A 17,698-nucleotide genomic window follows, 5' to 3' on the forward strand; every position below is an offset into this window, starting at 1 on the left:
CGAGGGAACGACATGGAACATCATTCAGCAGTCCTGTTACGACGACTTAACCCTTACTGCGCCAGAGCGCTGGAAGGTGCAGCCTCTTTATGCCAGACCCGTGCGCATGCAGAAATCACACCTGAGCACTGGTTGTTAAAATTACTGGAGCAGGGCGAAGGTGATCTGACCGTTCTCGCCCGCCGTTATGAATGGGATATGGATACCGTCTGGCAGTCACTCCTGAGCTGGCTGGATGCACAGCCACGTTCTGTCCGCACCCGACCGGAGCTCTCAGCGTCTCTCCAGACCCTGCTGAAACAGGCCTGGCTTGCCGCCACGCTTGCCGGAGATGAGCAGATCCGCAGCGTACATTTGCTCGCGGCCATGGTTGAGACGTCCGGACTGACACGCTGTGATGGCCTCTGGCCTTTGATGACGCTGACCACCAGCCAGCTGGAAAGGTTACGTCCCTTACTGGAAGCCCAGTCGGATGAGCGGCATGACGTTGCGCTCAGTGAGAAGCCTGGCAATGTCAGCATTATTGGGCGGGCCGCACCGTTACAGCATGAAGCACAACACCAGGCTGAAGGCGTAAGTGCGCAGCCTGCCGTTTCACAGGAAGAGTCCGTTCTCAATCGCTTTACGGTCGATGTGACCGCCCGTGCCCGGGAAGGAAAGATTGACCCGGTCTTTGGACGCGATAACGAAATCCGTCAGATGGTGGACATTCTCTCCAGACGCCGTAAGAACAACCCGATCCTGGTCGGTGAACCCGGCGTGGGTAAAACGGCCCTGGTTGAAGGACTGGCGCTGCGTATCGCTGAAGGTAATGTGCCCGAAAGTCTTAAGCCTGTCATCGTCAGGACCCTGGATCTGGGCTTGCTTCAGGCGGGAGCAGGTGTAAAGGGTGAATTTGAGCAGCGACTGAAGAATATCATCGACGCCGTCCAGCACTCCCCGGTGCCGGTGCTGCTCTTTATCGATGAAGCACACACTATCATTGGTGCCGGTAATCAGGCGGGCGGGGCAGATGCAGCCAACCTGCTGAAACCGGCACTGGCTCGCGGTGAACTGCGCACCATTGCGGCCACCACCTGGAGTGAGTACAAGCAGTACTTCGAACGTGACGCAGCCCTGGAGCGCCGGTTCCAGATGGTCAAGGTTGATGAGCCCGATGATGACACCGCCTGCCTGATGCTGCGTGGCCTGAAATCACGCTATGCCGAACACCACGGTGTACATATTACCGGCGATGCCGTCCGCGCAGCGGTGACGTTGTCCCGTCGTTATCTGACCGGACGCCAGTTGCCAGATAAAGCAGTGGATCTGCTGGATACCGCAGCGGCCCGGGTGCGGATGAGCCTGGACACGCTGCCGGAACAGCTTACCCGGTTGCAGGCTGAACTGACTGCGCTTAGCATGGAGCAGCAGGAGTTACTGGAAGATATTTCGCTGGGTAACAGTGTTGATGCCAGTCGTCTGCCGCAGATTGAACAACGGACCCAGGCGCTCAGTCAGCAAAAAATGGCCCTTCAGTCACAGTATGAGACCGAGAAGCAGCTCACCGACTCGCTGAAAGCCTGCCGTGAAGACATCAGCCGCCAGGAGGAACTCTCCGCCCTTCAGCACGAGCTTTCTCAGATTCAGAATAACAGTCCACTGCTGGGTCTGGATGTTGATGTCCGCACCGTCGCTACCGTGATCGCCGACTGGACAGGGGTTCCTCTCTCGTCGCTGATGAAGGACGAGCAAACCGAATTACTGACGCTTGAAGAACAGCTGGCAACCCGTGTGGTTGGCCAGAGTCCTGCACTGAATGCCATTGCCCAGCGCCTGAGAGCGTCAAAAACCGGACTGACGCCGGAAAACGGTCCGCAGGGTGTGTTTTTACTGGTGGGTCCAAGCGGAGTGGGTAAAACAGAAACCGCACTGGCGCTGGCTGACGTTATGTATGGCGGTGAAAAATCGCTCATTACTATCAACCTGTCGGAATACCAGGAGTCGCACACCGTTTCGCAACTGAAAGGCTCTCCACCGGGGTATGTAGGATACGGCCAGGGCGGCATTCTCACCGAGGCTGTGCGTAAGCGGCCCTACAGCGTGGTGCTGCTGGATGAAGTGGAGAAAGCACACCGGGATGTGATGAACCTGTTCTATCAGGTGTTTGACCGGGGCTTTATGCGCGACGGGGAAGGGCGTGAAATTGATTTCCGCAATACCGTGATCCTGATGACGTCCAATCTGGGCAGTGACCCGCTGATGCAGTTGCTGGAAGAACAACCAGAAGCCACTGAGAGCGATCTGCACGAGTTGTTACGTCCGATCCTGCGCGATCACTTCCAGCCAGCGCTGCTGGCTCGCTTCCAGACGGTGATATACCGCCCGCTGGCAATAGATGCCATGCGTACCATCGTCGACATGAAACTGGCACAGGTGAGCACGCGGCTGCAACGTCACTATGGCATTTCCACTCACATTGGCGAAAGCCTCATCGACACCCTGACGACTGCCTGTCTGCTGCCGGATACCGGTGCCCGCAACGTGGACAGCCTGCTTAATCAGCAGATTCTGCCGGTTCTGAGCCAGCAGTTACTAAGCCATATGGCAGCAAAACAAAAGCCTTCCTCGCTACAGCTGACCTGGGATGATGAAGAGGGCATTGTGCTGGCCTTCGATGAAAATACAGAAGTGGTGGCGTCATGACCGATTCTTTAATAAGCAAGGCAAACAGCCAGATACAACAACTGCTGGGCCAGTCACGCTACCGCGTTGACGTGCATGGCTGCACTGAGTTTCTGGATGTGGTGAGCTTCAGTGCGGTGGAGTCACTCAGCCAGCCCTGGCAGTATGACGTGGCGGTGACCTGCACCTCTGGGGATATCGCCTGCGACACGTTACTGCTGAAACCGGCGTCATTTACTTTCCAGACACCCGTGTTTGACGGGACACCAGCGCTGCCGGTCCGGACGATATTCGGCGTGGTTAAGTCATTTCGGCGCGTGTCCACCTCGAATGATGAGACCCGTTACGCACTGACGATCGTTCCCCGTATCGCCCTTCTGGACTATACAAAAGGGAGCGAAATCTACCTCAATCAGTCAGTTACAGAAGTGGTTGAACGGGTATTGCGTAAGCACGGACTTGAAGGTCCTGATTTTGAGTTCCATCTGTCTCGTGACTATCCGGCCCGCGAACTCATTACCCAGTGGCGGGAAACCGATCTGGCATTTATCCAGCGCCTGCTGGCGGAGGTGGGCATTTACTGGCGCTATGAAATGGACAGCCGTCTTGAGCAGGACGTGGTGATTTTTCAGGACAGCCAGCAGCAATATGAATTTGGTGTCACGCTGCCATTACGCAACCAGGCCGGGATGAGTGACAGCGGGCAGGAGAGCATCTGGGATATTCAGACCGCATATAACGTGGTAAGCGGAAGTGTGGCCACCCGTGACTACAACTACCGTGATGCACTGACGCCTCAGGACAGCGCCGAAAGTATTTTCAGCAAAGAGGGGATCACCACCGGGGAAACGTATCATTACGCGGAACCCTTCCTGACAGCAGGTGACGCTGAAAGTACAGATACCGGGGCATACTTCGCCCGTCTGCGTCACGAACGCATTCTGAACGCGCAGTATCACGTCAAAGGTCATTCCTCCAGCCCTCATCTGGCACCGGGTCAGGTACTGGAAACGGACGGCTCATTACCCGATGCCGTAAAAGGCGGTATCGTCATCACCACGGTACGCACCAGCGGTTCACGCAAAAGTAGCTTTACGCTGACGTTTGAGGGCATCCCCTACAGCGAAACCGTCTGCTGGCGTCCGGCATTACTTAATCGCCCGGTCATATCCGGCTCGCTTCCGGCCCGAGTGGAAAGCACTCAGAAAGGCGATACCTACTCCTGGCTCGACCCGGAAGGGCGCTACCGGGTGAAACTGGACTTCGACCGCAACAGTCCGGAACAGGGCTATGCCTATTTGTGGCTTCGGCTGGCAAAACCCTATGCCGGTGATACCTACGGATTCCACTCCCCGCTTATCGACGGAACGGAAGTGGCCATCGTATTTGACGGCGGAGACCCGGATCGTCCCTACATTGCTTATGCCCTGCATGATTCAGAACATCCGGACCACGTCACCAGTGACAATCATACGCGGAACGTCTGGCGCACTCCGGCGAACAATAAGCTGCGGATGGAGGATAAGCGCCAGGAAGAGCATATCAAGCTCGCGACGGAATACGGCAAAACGCAGCTGAACATGGGACACCTGGTCAACAGCCAGCGTGAAAAGCGCGGGGCCGGTTTTGAACTGCGAACGGATGAACATGGCGCTGTACGTGCGGCAAAAGGGCTGTTCCTGACGGCGGATGCGCAGTCCAAAGCCCAGGGGCCGGTGCTGGAAATGGCACCTGCGATAAGTCAGATTAACCAGGCCAACAGCCAGATGCAGGCCCTGAACAGCGCCGCTGAAGCAGCCGGTGCCCTGGTATCCGACATCAGCACCCAGATTAGCCTCGTAACCGACAAAATCAAAGACCTCCAGTCTGCGGTCCTGCTGGGTAGTGCTCCACAGGGCGTGGCATTTACCTCAGGTGAACACCTTCAGCTCTGCAGTACCCGCAATACCATGATCAATGCAGGGCAGCATCTTGATGTCGGTGCGATGAAAAATTTGTCCGTGAGCGTTGAAAAAGCGCTTGGTCTGTTTGTGCATAAAGACGGGGCGAAGTTGGTTGCCAACCAGGGTGACATCGAGATTCAGGCTCAGCACAACACGATGGCCCTGTTTTCTGAAAAGCAGCTGACGGTGACCAGTAGTGAAGACGAAATTATTATCAGCACGCCTGAAACACTGACGCTTAACGGTGGTGGGTCTTACCTGAGGCTGAGTAAGAACGGCATTGAACACGGCTCATCTGGTGAGTTCATTATGAAAACGTCTAACTATCTGGTGCCAGGTGCAGGCGCAAATCTTCCCAACGAAACACCTAATTTCAGCCTGACGGATATCACTCAGGAAAGCAAAATCAGCAGTAAATCTTTTAATGATTGAGAGTCGAAAATGAAATCATTGACTCATAAACTCCGCATTGCATTTGTTTTCCTATTTTCGCTTTCATTTTCAAATTTTTCACTGGCTGATGAATCAAAAAGCCCCGAGAGTATAGTGCATGACTTTTATTCTGCATATCTTCAGGATAAATCAGGTGGTAACGAAGCATTAGTCAAAATATATTTATCTGATGATTTAGCAAAAAGCATAAATGACTCCGCCATGTGTAATTATGATTCTGATGATTCGATTTCCGAATCAGAATTAGCCAAGAAATGTGCGCAGAAGCACGAGTGTAAACAGGATAAAGGTAATTATAGCTGCGATTGGTATGGAATTTGGGGTGAGACTGATGTCAACTATTTCACAAAATCACAAGATGTGTTTTTATCGTGGAGAACAAATATAAACACTTTTGATGTTGCACAAAAAGGAAACGATTCATTGGTTGACGTTGTTTTGGGTAATGGCTCTGAACCTAAAGCAAGATTTAAAGTGTCGCTTAAAAAAGATAATGGCAATTGGAAAATTACCAGCGTAACGGAATGATATTAAGGTTGTATGAGGTGATATTTAACCATTCGGTTAGATTAACCGGAGCATTGAGTTAAGCATTTTTGAAGAGGTGTTTATGTTGAAGGTAATGTTTCTCTCTTGTCATTTACTTTGTGTGCCTTATATTGCTTTGGCCTCAGGTGAGAGGACTTTGTCACCTGACGAAGTTGTAAGTACGTTCTACCATGATTACCTGGTCGCAGAAGAGATGTCTGACATGGAATCAGCTAATGATCTCTCCCTGAAAGCAATTGCTAAATATACAACTGCACATCTTAGAAATTTACGAGATAATGATGATTCAGGTGCAGATTATTTTGTCGATGCTCAAGATATATGTGAGGAATGGAAAAACAACATTAGTACGAAAACAGTGTCAGCCAATGACCATATTGCACTGGTGAATCTTAAATTAGGTTATGGGAAAGGTACGTCTCTGTATGCTGTTAGTTTAGTAAAAGCCGGGGGAAAATGGATGCTCGATTCTGTTAAGCCTACATTCAAAGGCAGTATTTATTGCCCCCAAAAGGCTGAAGGAGATAACTAAATGCTTAATAAGGATATTGCAGTTGGCGTTCTGAACACACAGGCGCTCGCGAGAGCTAAAATTAACGCTGAGAACTTTAAGAAAGGGATTGATAAAAAGCTTAAATACGGCGAGTCGAAATGTGCCCGTTATGTTAAAAAAGCATTGATTGCTGGTGGAGCGTCTGTAAAAAACTCTGCGATTGAGTCAGCTAAAAACTATGGTCCATGGCTGATTGAAAATAACTTTAAAGTTGTAGATAACACCACAACAGTTAGTAGTGGCGGTGTATTCACAATTTCTGGTCAGCAAACGGGTGATGTAGTTGTCATTCAGGCGGCACCACATCATGTACATGGTCATATGGCGATGTTTAATGGTAAGCACTGGGTATCTGATTTTGTTCAGGAAAAAGGATTTTATCCTGCTCAGATATATCGCGATAATAAGATTGCTTATACGCTTTATCGCTACGCATCATCAATTAATGAAAAGAAAAACGCAACTACTCTTTCGAAAGGAAAAATAAAAATAGTCTGGCCGATCCCCTCAAACAGCCGGGGAAGCGAGTTCAGCAATCAGGAAAGTATCCTCTCTCATTTAGCAGGCGAGTCTACCGGGCAGTACACGATTGGTCGCAGCGGAATGTGGCATGGCGGGATCCATATCACCGAAGCCACAACGCCATGGTGTGCTCTGAGTGGTAAAGCTCCGCTGGAGGCGATGGATTTCCCGGTACCCTTTAAAGGCGAACAGGCGATACGCTGTATGGCAGATGGTGAAGTTATTGCCTATCGCGTCTGCAAGGATTACCTGACGCTGGGGTGGGAATCCGGTCCACTGAGTTTTTCGGGCTCATTCGTTCTGGTGAAGCACTATATTCAGCCGGGTGAGAAAGAAACCAGTGGGCTGCATTTCTACACCCTGTATATGCACCTTGCGCCTTACTCAGCTTATGAGGCCAACGCAGAAAATCAGTGGGTCACTCAGGATACACTAAGAGCATATTCTGAAATGGACTGGCTGACGGCAAAACTGACTTCAGATAAAACTTCTCCACAAATTGCAGGGCACATGCCTAAAGGGGCTAGAGTGGAGTGGGACCCAGCAGACAGCAATCTTAACACCACAGGAAATAACAAGCGACAATATGGCCTTGTAACACTGAAAGGATTACCAGAAGAAACCAGCAGTACCCTCACACCTGGTCAGCGCTATTGGGTTGTTGTGGATAACAACAATATTAAGCCAGCGCCGGGGGCCGGTCCAGGCTGGTGGCGGCATTTGCTTCCTCCCGCAAAGGAAGTCATGGTATTCGATAAGACAGTAAGCCTCAGTTCTCCATTTGCTATTAAGGCCGGTGACCCGATTGGCCACATGGGCTACTATCAGGCACCAAAAGACGGTGGTTATGAGGCACGATACCAGGTACATATTGAATGCACGAGCATGGATGATAATCTGGAGAAGTTCCTGACCAACCCGGAAAAAGTGGGGGAGAAAAACCCGCTCTGGTTGAAGTATTCTCCTGGCCTTGCTCTTTTCACAAAAGATGTTGCGAAGGGCTCCTTCGCAAAGGGCTCGACGTCGACAACGCGGACAGGCATTCTACCGTTGAGTAAGGTCACAACTGAAACTGATAACTCAACAAAGCAAGAATACTGGCAGCTACGGCTGGAAAATGCCTATGTGCCCAAAGGCCAGGCGGAGCCTCAACTTCTGTCACAGTATGATCTGGCGAAACTAGGCTTCAGAACTGAAACCTCAGAGCCTACCAGTTTTGATTACCTGGATGGGAAAAACCAGCCTGTTGGATTCTTCCGTAACCTCATCGATTCGCTCTACCAGGCCGCGATAGATGATACGCGAACCAGTCATGCTCTTGTGAAGCATAATTATCAGCGTCTGCTGGATAAAATTGACAGCGGAAGTGACCGATATTCGCCAATGGAGTACTGGAGAGCACTTCACAATCCCGACTATCGTGACGTTATTCAGAAAACAATCGTAAAACATCCAAGCGACTGGTACTTCAAAAAAGGTGATGCTATCTGGCAACCTTTCCTCAATGCGCTGAAAAAAGAAGCCCCAGAATGGAAGAAATATAGCGAAGATTTTCTTGATAAAATGGCCTGGATGCAGGATGTTACATCCGAAAAACTAGGCCCTTCATTATGGCATATGCATCCGATTGCCTTTCTTGGTGCATTAATAAAGAAAAATACTGGCTGGGCACATAGCAAGTTTGCAAACCTTTTAGGAAGTGTCGAGTCAAAAAATGATTATTCGGCATACAATGTTACAAAGACAGGTAAATCCGTCCCGCACTATAATTCTAACCTCACAAAAATGACAATATCTGAAGTAATTGATGCCCAAAGAGAACGAAATATGTTCGCCACAGGTCGATTCCAGATAATCCCAGAGACGCTTAAAAGTGCAGTAAAAGCACTTAGTCTTGATACTTCGAAACTATACGATGCTGCGATGCAGGATCAAATATTTGAGCAGTTTTTGATTAAATTGAAGCGGCCAGCATTTATTAATTATCTTGAGGGTAACGGAAGCGCTGAAGATGCGATTTATGCGTGGGCGAAAGAATTTGCATCAGCTGGTGTACGTAAAGGAAAGAGTATAAGCCCCAAAAAAGAACCAGTGTTGGATGCAAACGGATTACCAGTGTATGAAAATGGTAAAAAGAAATACAAATTAGTACCAAGGGTGGCAGAAGTAGAGGGTGAGTCGTACTATGCTGGCGATGGATTGAATAAAGCTCACCTATTACCAGACACGATGATTAAAGCTCTTGAGGATTCTAAAAATGGGATGCAATAAAAAATCAAACAAATTTTTGCTTTTTGTGTCATGTATGCTCTTGTCTTTTGGAGCGTACTCACAAGACAGTTCTAATCCTCAGTTTACTGACTACCTGGTTCCCGTAAGCAACGGTCCATTTGAACAAAATATTCACTTTAATAAAGAGCAGAAAAAGTACTCGCCACACTGGAAAAATACAGTCCAAGAGCAACTAAAAAAACCTGTTAACTTTGCAGGGCACTTTAGAATCTATACAGCCTTTGGAGGTCATGGTAAAGAATGCCTTCGTGATAATTGGGTATGTGGCTGGGTTATTGATAAACTATCAGGGGAAGTTGTAGCAACACTACCATCAGATAATAATGGTAGTTATAATTATGCAGATATTTCTGATAATGGTACCCCTGTTGGCCTTCCATTTGAGATGGATGCTTATAAAAATAGTTCTATGATTGCAATAACCGGTCAATCTATCTCAATCAACAAGAGTGATAGTCCTGTATGCAAAACGGCCTTATTTAATTTTAATAATGGTGGATATGTGAAATTAATAGAATCATTGGAAGGGTGTAACAGCCAATGAGCCTCTCATAAAGCTCCGGCATAACGAGAAAGCGACAGTAGTAAAATTCGGATACGGCATGCATCAGAGGACGACCAGGGTTGAGTTAATAAACTCAACCCTAACTCAGTAATAAATGTTAATTTAGGCTAGTCAAATGGACTTTAGACCAACACAATTATTGCTCTGTATTTTATTTGCATTCTTCACATTTAATAGTCTTGCTATTGCAGATGAAACACCAAGGATAAACACGTCTTCAGAAAATAATACATGTAGCATAAAAATTAATGACGAACTTGTTGATAGTTACAAGTGTGAGTTTTATCGCGCACCATCAGTATGGTCGCATTCATATTTGTACGAAGCCAGCAAACAAATAATAGTATTTATTGATAGTCCAATGGGGAATGCATGCGATGGAGGCCCATTACATGTGTTTAGCAAAACGGATGATGAGAAATTCAAACATCTGAAGACAATTGACTTCTGTGGTGGGCATTACCCATCAATAACCAATGGCCCAGAAACATTCATAATAAAAGTCCCTTCAATCTCTATTGACGGCACGGATAAAAAGATCCCAACTGAGACATGGGAATTAAAGAATGATGTATTAGTTAAGAGACAAGGAAGAGGAATTTAATAATGCTCCAGATTATCCGTAAAGGCGATAAAACCACTCACGGCGGCTCGGTCCTGACCGCTTCCGATACGATGAAATTCGGTGGTATCGGTGTTGCCCGTAAAGGCGACAAAGTGTCCTGCCCGTTTCCGGGGCATGGCCCTACAACCATCGTAGAAGGAAACCCTGATTACCTTGATCATGGTATCCCGGTAGCCTTTCACGGTCACAAATGTGCCTGTGGTTGCACATTGATCAGTTCATTTGCCGCAGCAAAGGTTGCCTGATTATGCCCGTCTGGCTGGATGCCATCCCTGAACAGGCCCCTAAGGTAGCGCGTCCTTGTACCTGGCGCTGGCTGCTGTTCCTGGCATTTATCATGCTGGGAGGCATAGCACTCACGCTATGGTGCTGGACATCAGAAAGAACAGGATTTGTCTTTTGGTTCACTGCACTGGGTCTTCCATTTTGCACCTGGGGGCTTATTTTCGGTTTACGCCGGTTTGCCTATAAAGCCGAACAGGTGGGAGCCGAGTCCCGAAATGTCGAGCGAGAAGCGCTCATTGACAGTGAAATTCTGCGCGGTCAGCGCTGCGCATGGATCCTCGGCACATACATTCAGGCCCCCGCCGGAAACAAAGTCGATGACCTGCTTGAGGCAATGAAAGTCGCTGCCCCCGCTATCGACTTCTCCCGCCCAAGAGGATGTGACAAACCGATCAGATATACCCGGCAGTGTGCGGTATATCAGAACCAGTCCGTTCCTGAGGTGGTTGAGCAGGTGCTGCGTAAACACGGGCTGGAGGGACCCGATTTTGAGTTCAGACTGGAGCGCACGTACCCGCCGCGTGAAATTATCACCCAGTGGCGGGAAACGGACCTTGAGTTTATCCGGCGCATACTGTCTGAAGTGGGGATTTACTGGCGTACGGTGATGGACGACGTGCGCGGTCTGGATACGTACATACTGGCCGACAGCCAGCTCAACTACCAGTTTGATGTGCGCCTGCCCTACAGCGAGCCGTCGGGTCTGTTTGACGGTGCGGCAGAGTCGGTCTGGGATGTACGAACCTGGCACACCCTTGCCACCGGCACGGTCGCCACGCGGGATTACAACTACCGGACAGCCTCCACACCGATGGATGCGACGGTCAGCGTGCGTAACGACGCGATCACCACCGGGGAGCATTACCGCTACGCAGCGCCTTATCGTGACGCAGGTGATGACACCAGCCCGGAGCCGGAGACCGAATCCGGCGCGTTCTGGGCCCGGCTCCATCATGAGCGGGAGCTGAACAGAACGGCCCGCATTCACCTGTTCAGCAACGCTGCCCACCTTGCGCCGGGACAGGTGCTTGAGCCGCAGGGCGATGTCATAACTGCCCTGAAAGAGGGCGTTATCCTCACCCTGGTGACCTTCCGGGGCGCCAGGGATTCCCGTCTGCATGTGTCGGTCTGGGGGATGCCTTATACCGAACGCTACTGTTTCCGCCCAACTGAAATCCCGCGCCCTGAAATCCACGGCACACTTCCGGCCCGCGTCGAGAGCCGGGAGAAAAATGATATCTACGCGCACCTGGATGAGCAGGGTCGCTACCGGGTAAAGCCGGACTTCGACCGCGAAGGAACAGAGCAGGGCTTTGGGTATCTGTGGCTGCGGATGGCGAAGCCAACTGCCGGTGACACGCTGGGCTGGCATACGCCGCTCATTGACGGCACTGAAGTGGCCATTGCGTATAGCAATGGCGATATTGACCTGCCGTACATCGCGTACGCACTGCACGACTCCGAACATCCGGACCTCGTGAACCGGGATAATCACACCCGAAATATCCTCAGAACACCCGCTAACTCAAAATTGCGGATGGAGGACAAACGTGGCGAGGAGCATATCAAGCTCGCCACGGAATACGGCAGGACGCAGCTCAACAGCGGGCACCTGGTGGACAATCAGGGCAAATCCCGCGGCACCGGTAGCGAACTGCGCACTGATGAACACGGGGTTATCCGCGCCGGAAAGGGGCTGTTCATCAGTGCAGATGCACAGGCGAAAGCGCAGGGCGAAGCCCTGGACATGGATGCCGCGCTGAAGGAAATAGACAGGCTTAATCAGCAACTGCAACAGCTGGAAATGGCCGCCGAAAAAGCGCAGGCCCTGAAAGCGGACGTCGACAGCCAGGTACAAATGTTTGAGCAGCGGCTGAAACCGCTTAACGAGGCGTTGCAGTTCTCAGCCCCGGAAGGCATGGCCCTGACCAGTGGTGAAGATATGCAACTGGCCGCAGCACGAAACGTGGTCGTCAACGCCGGGGGCGATATCAGCGTCGGAACTATGGGCAATCTAACCACGCTGGCCGGAGAAAAACTGGGGCTCTTTGCCCGCACCGGCCAACTGAGCGTCAAATCCGGAGAAGGACCAATAGATGTCCAGGCGCAAAACGCCAGTATGCGGTTGTTTGCTGAGAAGAAGCTGACGCTGAGCTCAGTGAGTGACATTTTGTTCGCCGGGAAAAAACGTATCACGCTGATCGGCGGCGGAAGCTATCTGCGACTCGAGGCCGGGAAGGTCGAGTATGGTACGACGGCGTCGTACATACGCAAAGTGAAGCGGACTATGGCAGCAGGAAGCAGTCCTCAGTTTCCAGAACTTCCATTTTTACCAGGGCCAGGCGATGCTTTTCGCAGGAGCTTTATTCTTGTTGATGATAGAACACAAGAACCAATATCAAATATTGGATATGAATTAACATCGTCTATAGGTAAGGTAGTTAAAGGGTTTTCATGCGAGAAAGGTCTCACTGGCTTTATAAGCCATACAGAAGAAGCTGATATCGAGTTAACCATATTAAAGCAAAATTCATTATATATAGGATAGTTCTATGGTTGATATGAAAGTTAAATCAAAACTTACTAACCAGGATGAAAATAAAGAAATCATCTCCGTTAAGATATTCAAAATAACGGACATTCCTGATGTAATGGAGAAGAAAGGTTGGAAAATTGCAGCTAGTTTTATGCGAAAGTGGTTCAATGACCCGTATTATGAAATGAGTAAGCAGGAGAAGCTTAACAAAATCGACATCAGCACAATACAAAAACAGCACATTCTCGACGATTTAGAATTTGAATGGTTATTAACTTCATCCTCACGAATAAAACCAATCTATGATAACTTTGTAATGAAAGTTTCAAGCGTCATTGAGTATGACGATTTTCTGGGGCGAAAAAAGCAAATTACAAATCAGCTTTCGAATGGACTTTGCTATATTTTGAATAGGTTGGAAAAATCTGGGTTTTTGGTTAACAATGAGCTAAAAAGCTGTTATGTGAACTATGACAATATGTCAGCAATCGAATTGGATAAGACAAGTCAGTTTAACTTTATAAAAATTGGTAGTACATTGTGGGAGAAGGCGACTGATAGTCTGGATGATGTATACGGTGCTCTGGGCTCTTTCATAATCAAAGTTGCATTCACAAATCTAAATGTAACAAGAGATCAAAGAGGGTTTATGAGATTGGAGATTAGAGAACTGGGACTGTACGTCAGGGACACCTACGAATTTATGAATGATGGTGATGATCAACCTTTGGGATATTGGGGAGAGTGTGGGGTCATCAAACCCGGGGTGATTAGCGAACTTATGAAAAAAGAATTCATCGATGAGGACGGTTGTAGATACTTTAGGATTACAAACTCATCATTTGTCAAATACAGGGGGAAATACAAGAGCACCTATAAAACTGGAGATTTTTTTGTATACTCTACAGTGAAGAAAATCCCTACAAATATTATCATTCATCTTAGCAAGATAGATATGGAGGAATATTCTTTCTGGAAGAGAAAAAACATAAATGAATAATTACTTAAAAAGAATATTTTTCCTGATCTTTATCTCAGCGATCATTTTTTCCTTTATTTTAATGACTGTTAAAATCTTGGCTTATAGAGGCGCAATAAAGAATGATTCAATATGGAGTCGAGATAAAAAGTGCGAGCTGGTCACTTATATTCCTGATTATCGTCCATATGGTGGAATTGGACGGGTGTTGAGGTTGTTTTCTAATCAATCCTTCTTTATTGTGTATGACCAGAATGGAAAGAAAATAAAAAACTCTGCATGGTATTTTTGGCAGTCTCAATTTTCTGATTTGGTGGCCCCAGAATGGCATGGACAGAACGCAACTTATCCTACAAGTGATGGATGGGACGGATGGCATATTCCTGAATGCCATTAACATCTTAGCAATTCATGTTTAAAATAATCAAATGACCAGATGTAACAATATTGGCATTAAAGAACATTCGTCGATGGAATAAAAACATGCTTAGCTCAATTAAGCTCATAGTGAAATTGATACTCTGTTTTTTTGTATCACTATCTATTATTCTTCTGTCAATAAAGACACTGACTTATAAGAAATCTACATCCAGTGAAAAAATATGGAATGAGGTCAACTCTTGCTATGCTATTACTTACATTCCTGACTACAAGCCTTTTGGCGGCGTAGGACGGGTATTACGTCTTTTTTCAAATTAATCATTTTTCGTCGTCTATGATAAAACTGGAGAAAAAATAAAAAGTTCAGCTTGGCATTTTGGGAGTGTCAGTTCTCTGATTTAGTTGCACCTGAATGGTCAGGCATTGATTTTCTTTCCCCATCTGACAGCGGGTTTTCAGGCTGGATTTTACCTGAATGCAAAAAATAAAAAAATTAGTAAAACTAATAATAGCTTTCCTTGGATGTATTATCGTTCTAGCAGTGCATCATTTGGGTTACGAATGGTACATAACTTACTTTACACCAAGGAGTAGGGGGGAGGACTCAGATTTGTAATCTTCTATATGAGATACATTATCATACCCATTACATTTCTAGCAACATCTATAAAACCAAAGCACTCTTCAGTAATCTTTGGCCTGGTTATTATCTTTATGCTTTATTCTTGGTATGGAACAAATCCACTTCGAGTAATATTGATGTTTTGTTCCTCATTACCCGGTTGTTCAATAATTATTTTTGCAAAAAAAATCCTTAGAAGAAACATAAGATAATTCACATCCCTTAGAACCTAAATCTCTATCATTTAAAATAATTTGCTATATTATGAATCAAAAAACGCCATCTTTATATGAAATTCTTACCGGCAACTTTACAGGGGATCTTCCCCTTGAAGTTGTAAACGAAGAAGACCAGGTCATTTTATCTGTACTGGATAACATCCAGCGTATTTTGAACGCCCGAGCCGGGACCATATCCCATGTACCAGATTATGGTTTGCCGGACATGACCAAAATTCTGCAAGGCATGCCGGGTACAGCCCACGAGCTGATCGATACGCTGGCCGGTGTCCTGCTCAAGTATGAACCCCGTTTGCAGTCCCTCAATGTAACTTTACTCGAACAGCACGTGCCAGGAGAGTTGCGTTATGCCATTGATGCTGAGCTTAAGGGCATTGGCCTCGTACGTTACGGCACCGAGTTTATGCCCGAAGGACGCGTGATGCTGAGGCACCTGAAGCAACAGCAGTATCTCGATACCGCAATTCGTATGTAAGGCCAGACAGCTTTCATCAGTTCCAACATCCAGTAAGAGTCAGGCCGATATTGAAGAGTTTGCCAGAGAATGCGCAGCTTCAGGAGCAAATGGACGCGTGGCTGGAAGGTACTGGATTGAACGAGGAGACGCTGACTACATCCGTTACGGATCTGCTGGTGGAGTACGGGTCTCTTGAGATTACCGATCTCTTTCTGTGTGTAGATGACCAGTCTGTGAAATTGACACCAGTATTTTTGTACGGCCAGGGCGTGACCGGATGCGTGGAAGTGACCATTCAGGCAGAAGGTTGCGTGATCTCTTTGGGGCGCCTGTTCATACGGGCAGGTCATTTCAGTGACTGGACCTTTAATCCCCCGGGGATGTTGCTGCGCACAGTACAACCTTTTGATCAAAGTACTTCTTTTTGTCTGATGTTAGCGCTTCTTCCATAGCTGTTAACCTGGCAGTACCAGCAGACTTGTGGTGAAGCTGCATAAACAGGAAGTACAGCACCGCAACCTTCATTTGGATATTCAGCCATGAATGACATCATTCCACGAAAAATCAAAACCGGTGGCGATCCGCGCACGCTAGCGGATTATGCCACCCTGCGTGATGAACTGAGTAAACTGACACATCCGGCCCGTCCGGATGTGAACTGGCATTATGTCGAAAAACTCTGCCTTTCACTGTTTGAGCAAAACGGTGTGGAGTTACAGACGGCGGCCTGGTACACGCTGGCACGGACGCAACTGGCCGGCTTATTCGGCCTCAATGAAGGCCTGGCGATACTGGATGCGCTGATAAGCCATCAGTGGGGCACACTATGGCCGCAGCCGGTACATGCCCGCATGGAAATCCTCAGCAGTCTGAACCAGCGTCTTCAGCAACGGATGCGCTCGCTCCCGCTCAATTACAGCGACCTCAGACAACTGTATCGGGCTGAGCAACTGCTTGGCAGTCTGGGGGAGGTGCTTCAACGTCTGGAGCTTAAGCATCTGAGCCAGCTCGATACGTTGCGTTCCCTGATGCACAACAGCGCTGTCCGGCTGGAAAACAGCAACGATACAACCAGTACCGGGTCGAATATTCAGTCTGGTATTGTCCTGCCTGCCACCGTAAAGAATGGTGCAGTAATATCAACAGGCTCTCATACCGGTAGTCTCTCTGAAGAGACCCCTGCGCCAGACAGCCCAGTGAAGTGGGTATTCGTTGCACAGCCAGAACACCACGCTAATGTGGAAGTACTGACGGCAATGCCCACTCAGGTAAAAAAGTGGAAATCCTTCACTGCCGGAATGTGTACCATGCTGATAATGAGTACGGGCGCAGTGTGGAGCTGGCAATTTCTTCACCGGCCAGACCCGCTACAGACTCAGCTTGCTGCCTCACTGGCTCCGTTACCTGCACCTCTCGCGCCTGAAAAACTGGATATGTTGCGTCAGCAATCTCCGTCATCACAAACAATGATAGAACAAACACAGCAGCAGCTTGCCCGACTGGATAAATTGCCTCCTGACTGGAGTATTACTTACAGCCGAAAACTTACAGAACAGGCTCAGGTGCTGTGGCCGGAGCAAGCAAAACCCCTGACACAACAGTGGCAGCAACACCTTAATGCTGCCGCATTACCGGTAGAACAGCTCAATGGCTGGTATAAGGGGATGTCAACACTACAAAAATTGAGTGATCGGCTGAACGGGCTTGATGAGCAGAAAGGCAAATACATGACGGTCAGTGAACTGAAGTCCGTTGTATTTTCCGTCCGGCAGTCTTTTAACCAGTCCATACCGGCTGAAGAGCAACTGCGTATCTTGTCAGAAAATCCTCCTGGTGTACCTTTACCTGCAGCTGCGAGATCTCAGCTGGAGATGCATCTGAAACAACTGGCAGCCCGATATGCTGAAATAAAATGGAATGCATCAGAGTAAATCCATCGTTAAGATACTTTAAAACTCGTCATTATGACGGGAAGCTTCACGGATATTTCCCCGTTTTAAGATGATGAAGCGTCAGGCCAGTTATGCTGCCAT

14 protein-coding genes are annotated in these 17,698 nt (G+C 48.3%); all 14 read left to right on the top strand.

Features of this window, described 5'->3' with window-relative positions; genetic code table 11:
- The first annotated feature begins 12 nt into the window (after positions 1–12).
- The 14 genes from tssH to AAIR21_RS08995 all read left to right on the top strand — a co-directional run bounded on the left by tssH (position 13) and on the right by AAIR21_RS08995 (position 17,596).
- Positions 13–2,685, top strand: coding sequence for a type VI secretion system ATPase TssH (gene tssH / locus AAIR21_RS08930; RefSeq protein WP_183516492.1), 2,673 nt, complete (start codon positions 13–15; stop codon positions 2,683–2,685).
- Positions 2,682–5,039, top strand: a complete 2,358-nt coding sequence (locus AAIR21_RS08935; protein WP_020884772.1) for a type VI secretion system Vgr family protein — start codon at positions 2,682–2,684, stop codon at positions 5,037–5,039. The genes tssH and AAIR21_RS08935 overlap by 4 nt, the downstream gene beginning before the upstream one ends.
- A 9-nt stretch (positions 5,040–5,048) precedes the next feature.
- The gene (locus tag AAIR21_RS08940; protein WP_020884771.1) at positions 5,049–5,588 is read left to right on the top strand and encodes a DUF3828 domain-containing protein; all 540 of its coding nucleotides are present in this window, start codon (positions 5,049–5,051) and stop codon (positions 5,586–5,588) included.
- Positions 5,589–5,670: 82 nt separating this feature from the next.
- The gene (locus tag AAIR21_RS08945) at positions 5,671–6,141 is read left to right on the top strand and encodes a DUF3828 domain-containing protein (RefSeq protein WP_020884770.1); all 471 of its coding nucleotides are present in this window, start codon (positions 5,671–5,673) and stop codon (positions 6,139–6,141) included.
- Positions 6,142–8,955 (top strand): hypothetical protein, encoded by a 2,814-nt coding sequence (locus AAIR21_RS08950; protein ID WP_020884769.1) that lies wholly within the window; start codon positions 6,142–6,144, stop codon positions 8,953–8,955.
- On the top strand, positions 8,942–9,520 hold the full coding sequence (locus AAIR21_RS08955; RefSeq protein WP_020884768.1) for a hypothetical protein: 579 nt from the start codon (positions 8,942–8,944) through the stop codon (positions 9,518–9,520). The genes AAIR21_RS08950 and AAIR21_RS08955 overlap by 14 nt, the downstream gene beginning before the upstream one ends.
- A gap of 136 nt (positions 9,521–9,656) precedes the next feature.
- Complete coding sequence (locus tag AAIR21_RS08960) at positions 9,657–10,145, top strand: hypothetical protein (RefSeq protein ID WP_183516491.1); 489 nt, start codon at positions 9,657–9,659, stop codon at positions 10,143–10,145.
- A gap of 2 nt (positions 10,146–10,147) precedes the next feature.
- Complete coding sequence (locus AAIR21_RS08965; protein WP_020884766.1) at positions 10,148–10,411, top strand: PAAR domain-containing protein; 264 nt, start codon at positions 10,148–10,150, stop codon at positions 10,409–10,411.
- A 374-nt stretch (positions 10,412–10,785) separates the two neighbouring features.
- Positions 10,786–12,999 carry a type VI secretion system Vgr family protein gene (locus AAIR21_RS08970; protein WP_434680759.1) on the top strand — a complete coding sequence of 738 codons (2,214 nt, stop codon included), beginning with the start codon at positions 10,786–10,788 and terminating at the stop codon, positions 12,997–12,999.
- A 4-nt stretch (positions 13,000–13,003) separates the two neighbouring features.
- A complete protein-coding gene (locus tag AAIR21_RS08975) occupies positions 13,004–13,987 on the top strand; it encodes a DUF6402 family protein (protein ID WP_020884757.1) in 984 nt (327 codons plus the stop codon).
- Positions 13,980–14,363 carry a hypothetical protein gene (locus tag AAIR21_RS08980; RefSeq protein ID WP_047366241.1) on the top strand — a complete coding sequence of 128 codons (384 nt, stop codon included), beginning with the start codon at positions 13,980–13,982 and terminating at the stop codon, positions 14,361–14,363. The genes AAIR21_RS08975 and AAIR21_RS08980 overlap by 8 nt, the downstream gene beginning before the upstream one ends.
- 870 nt (positions 14,364–15,233) lie before the next feature.
- Positions 15,234–15,683 carry a type VI secretion system baseplate subunit TssE gene (tssE, locus tag AAIR21_RS08985; RefSeq protein ID WP_183516483.1) on the top strand — a complete coding sequence of 150 codons (450 nt, stop codon included), beginning with the start codon at positions 15,234–15,236 and terminating at the stop codon, positions 15,681–15,683.
- An 89-nt stretch (positions 15,684–15,772) separates the two neighbouring features.
- Positions 15,773–16,117, top strand: coding sequence for a hypothetical protein (locus AAIR21_RS08990; protein ID WP_020884755.1), 345 nt, complete (start codon positions 15,773–15,775; stop codon positions 16,115–16,117).
- A gap of 87 nt (positions 16,118–16,204) precedes the next feature.
- Positions 16,205–17,596, top strand: a complete 1,392-nt coding sequence (locus AAIR21_RS08995; RefSeq protein WP_020884754.1) for a VasL domain-containing protein — start codon at positions 16,205–16,207, stop codon at positions 17,594–17,596.
- Positions 17,597–17,698: the final 102 nt, after the last annotated feature.

The organism is Enterobacter sp. PTB (assembly GCF_051130085.1).
Classification (GTDB): Bacteria; Pseudomonadota; Gammaproteobacteria; order Enterobacterales; family Enterobacteriaceae; genus Enterobacter; species Enterobacter ludwigii.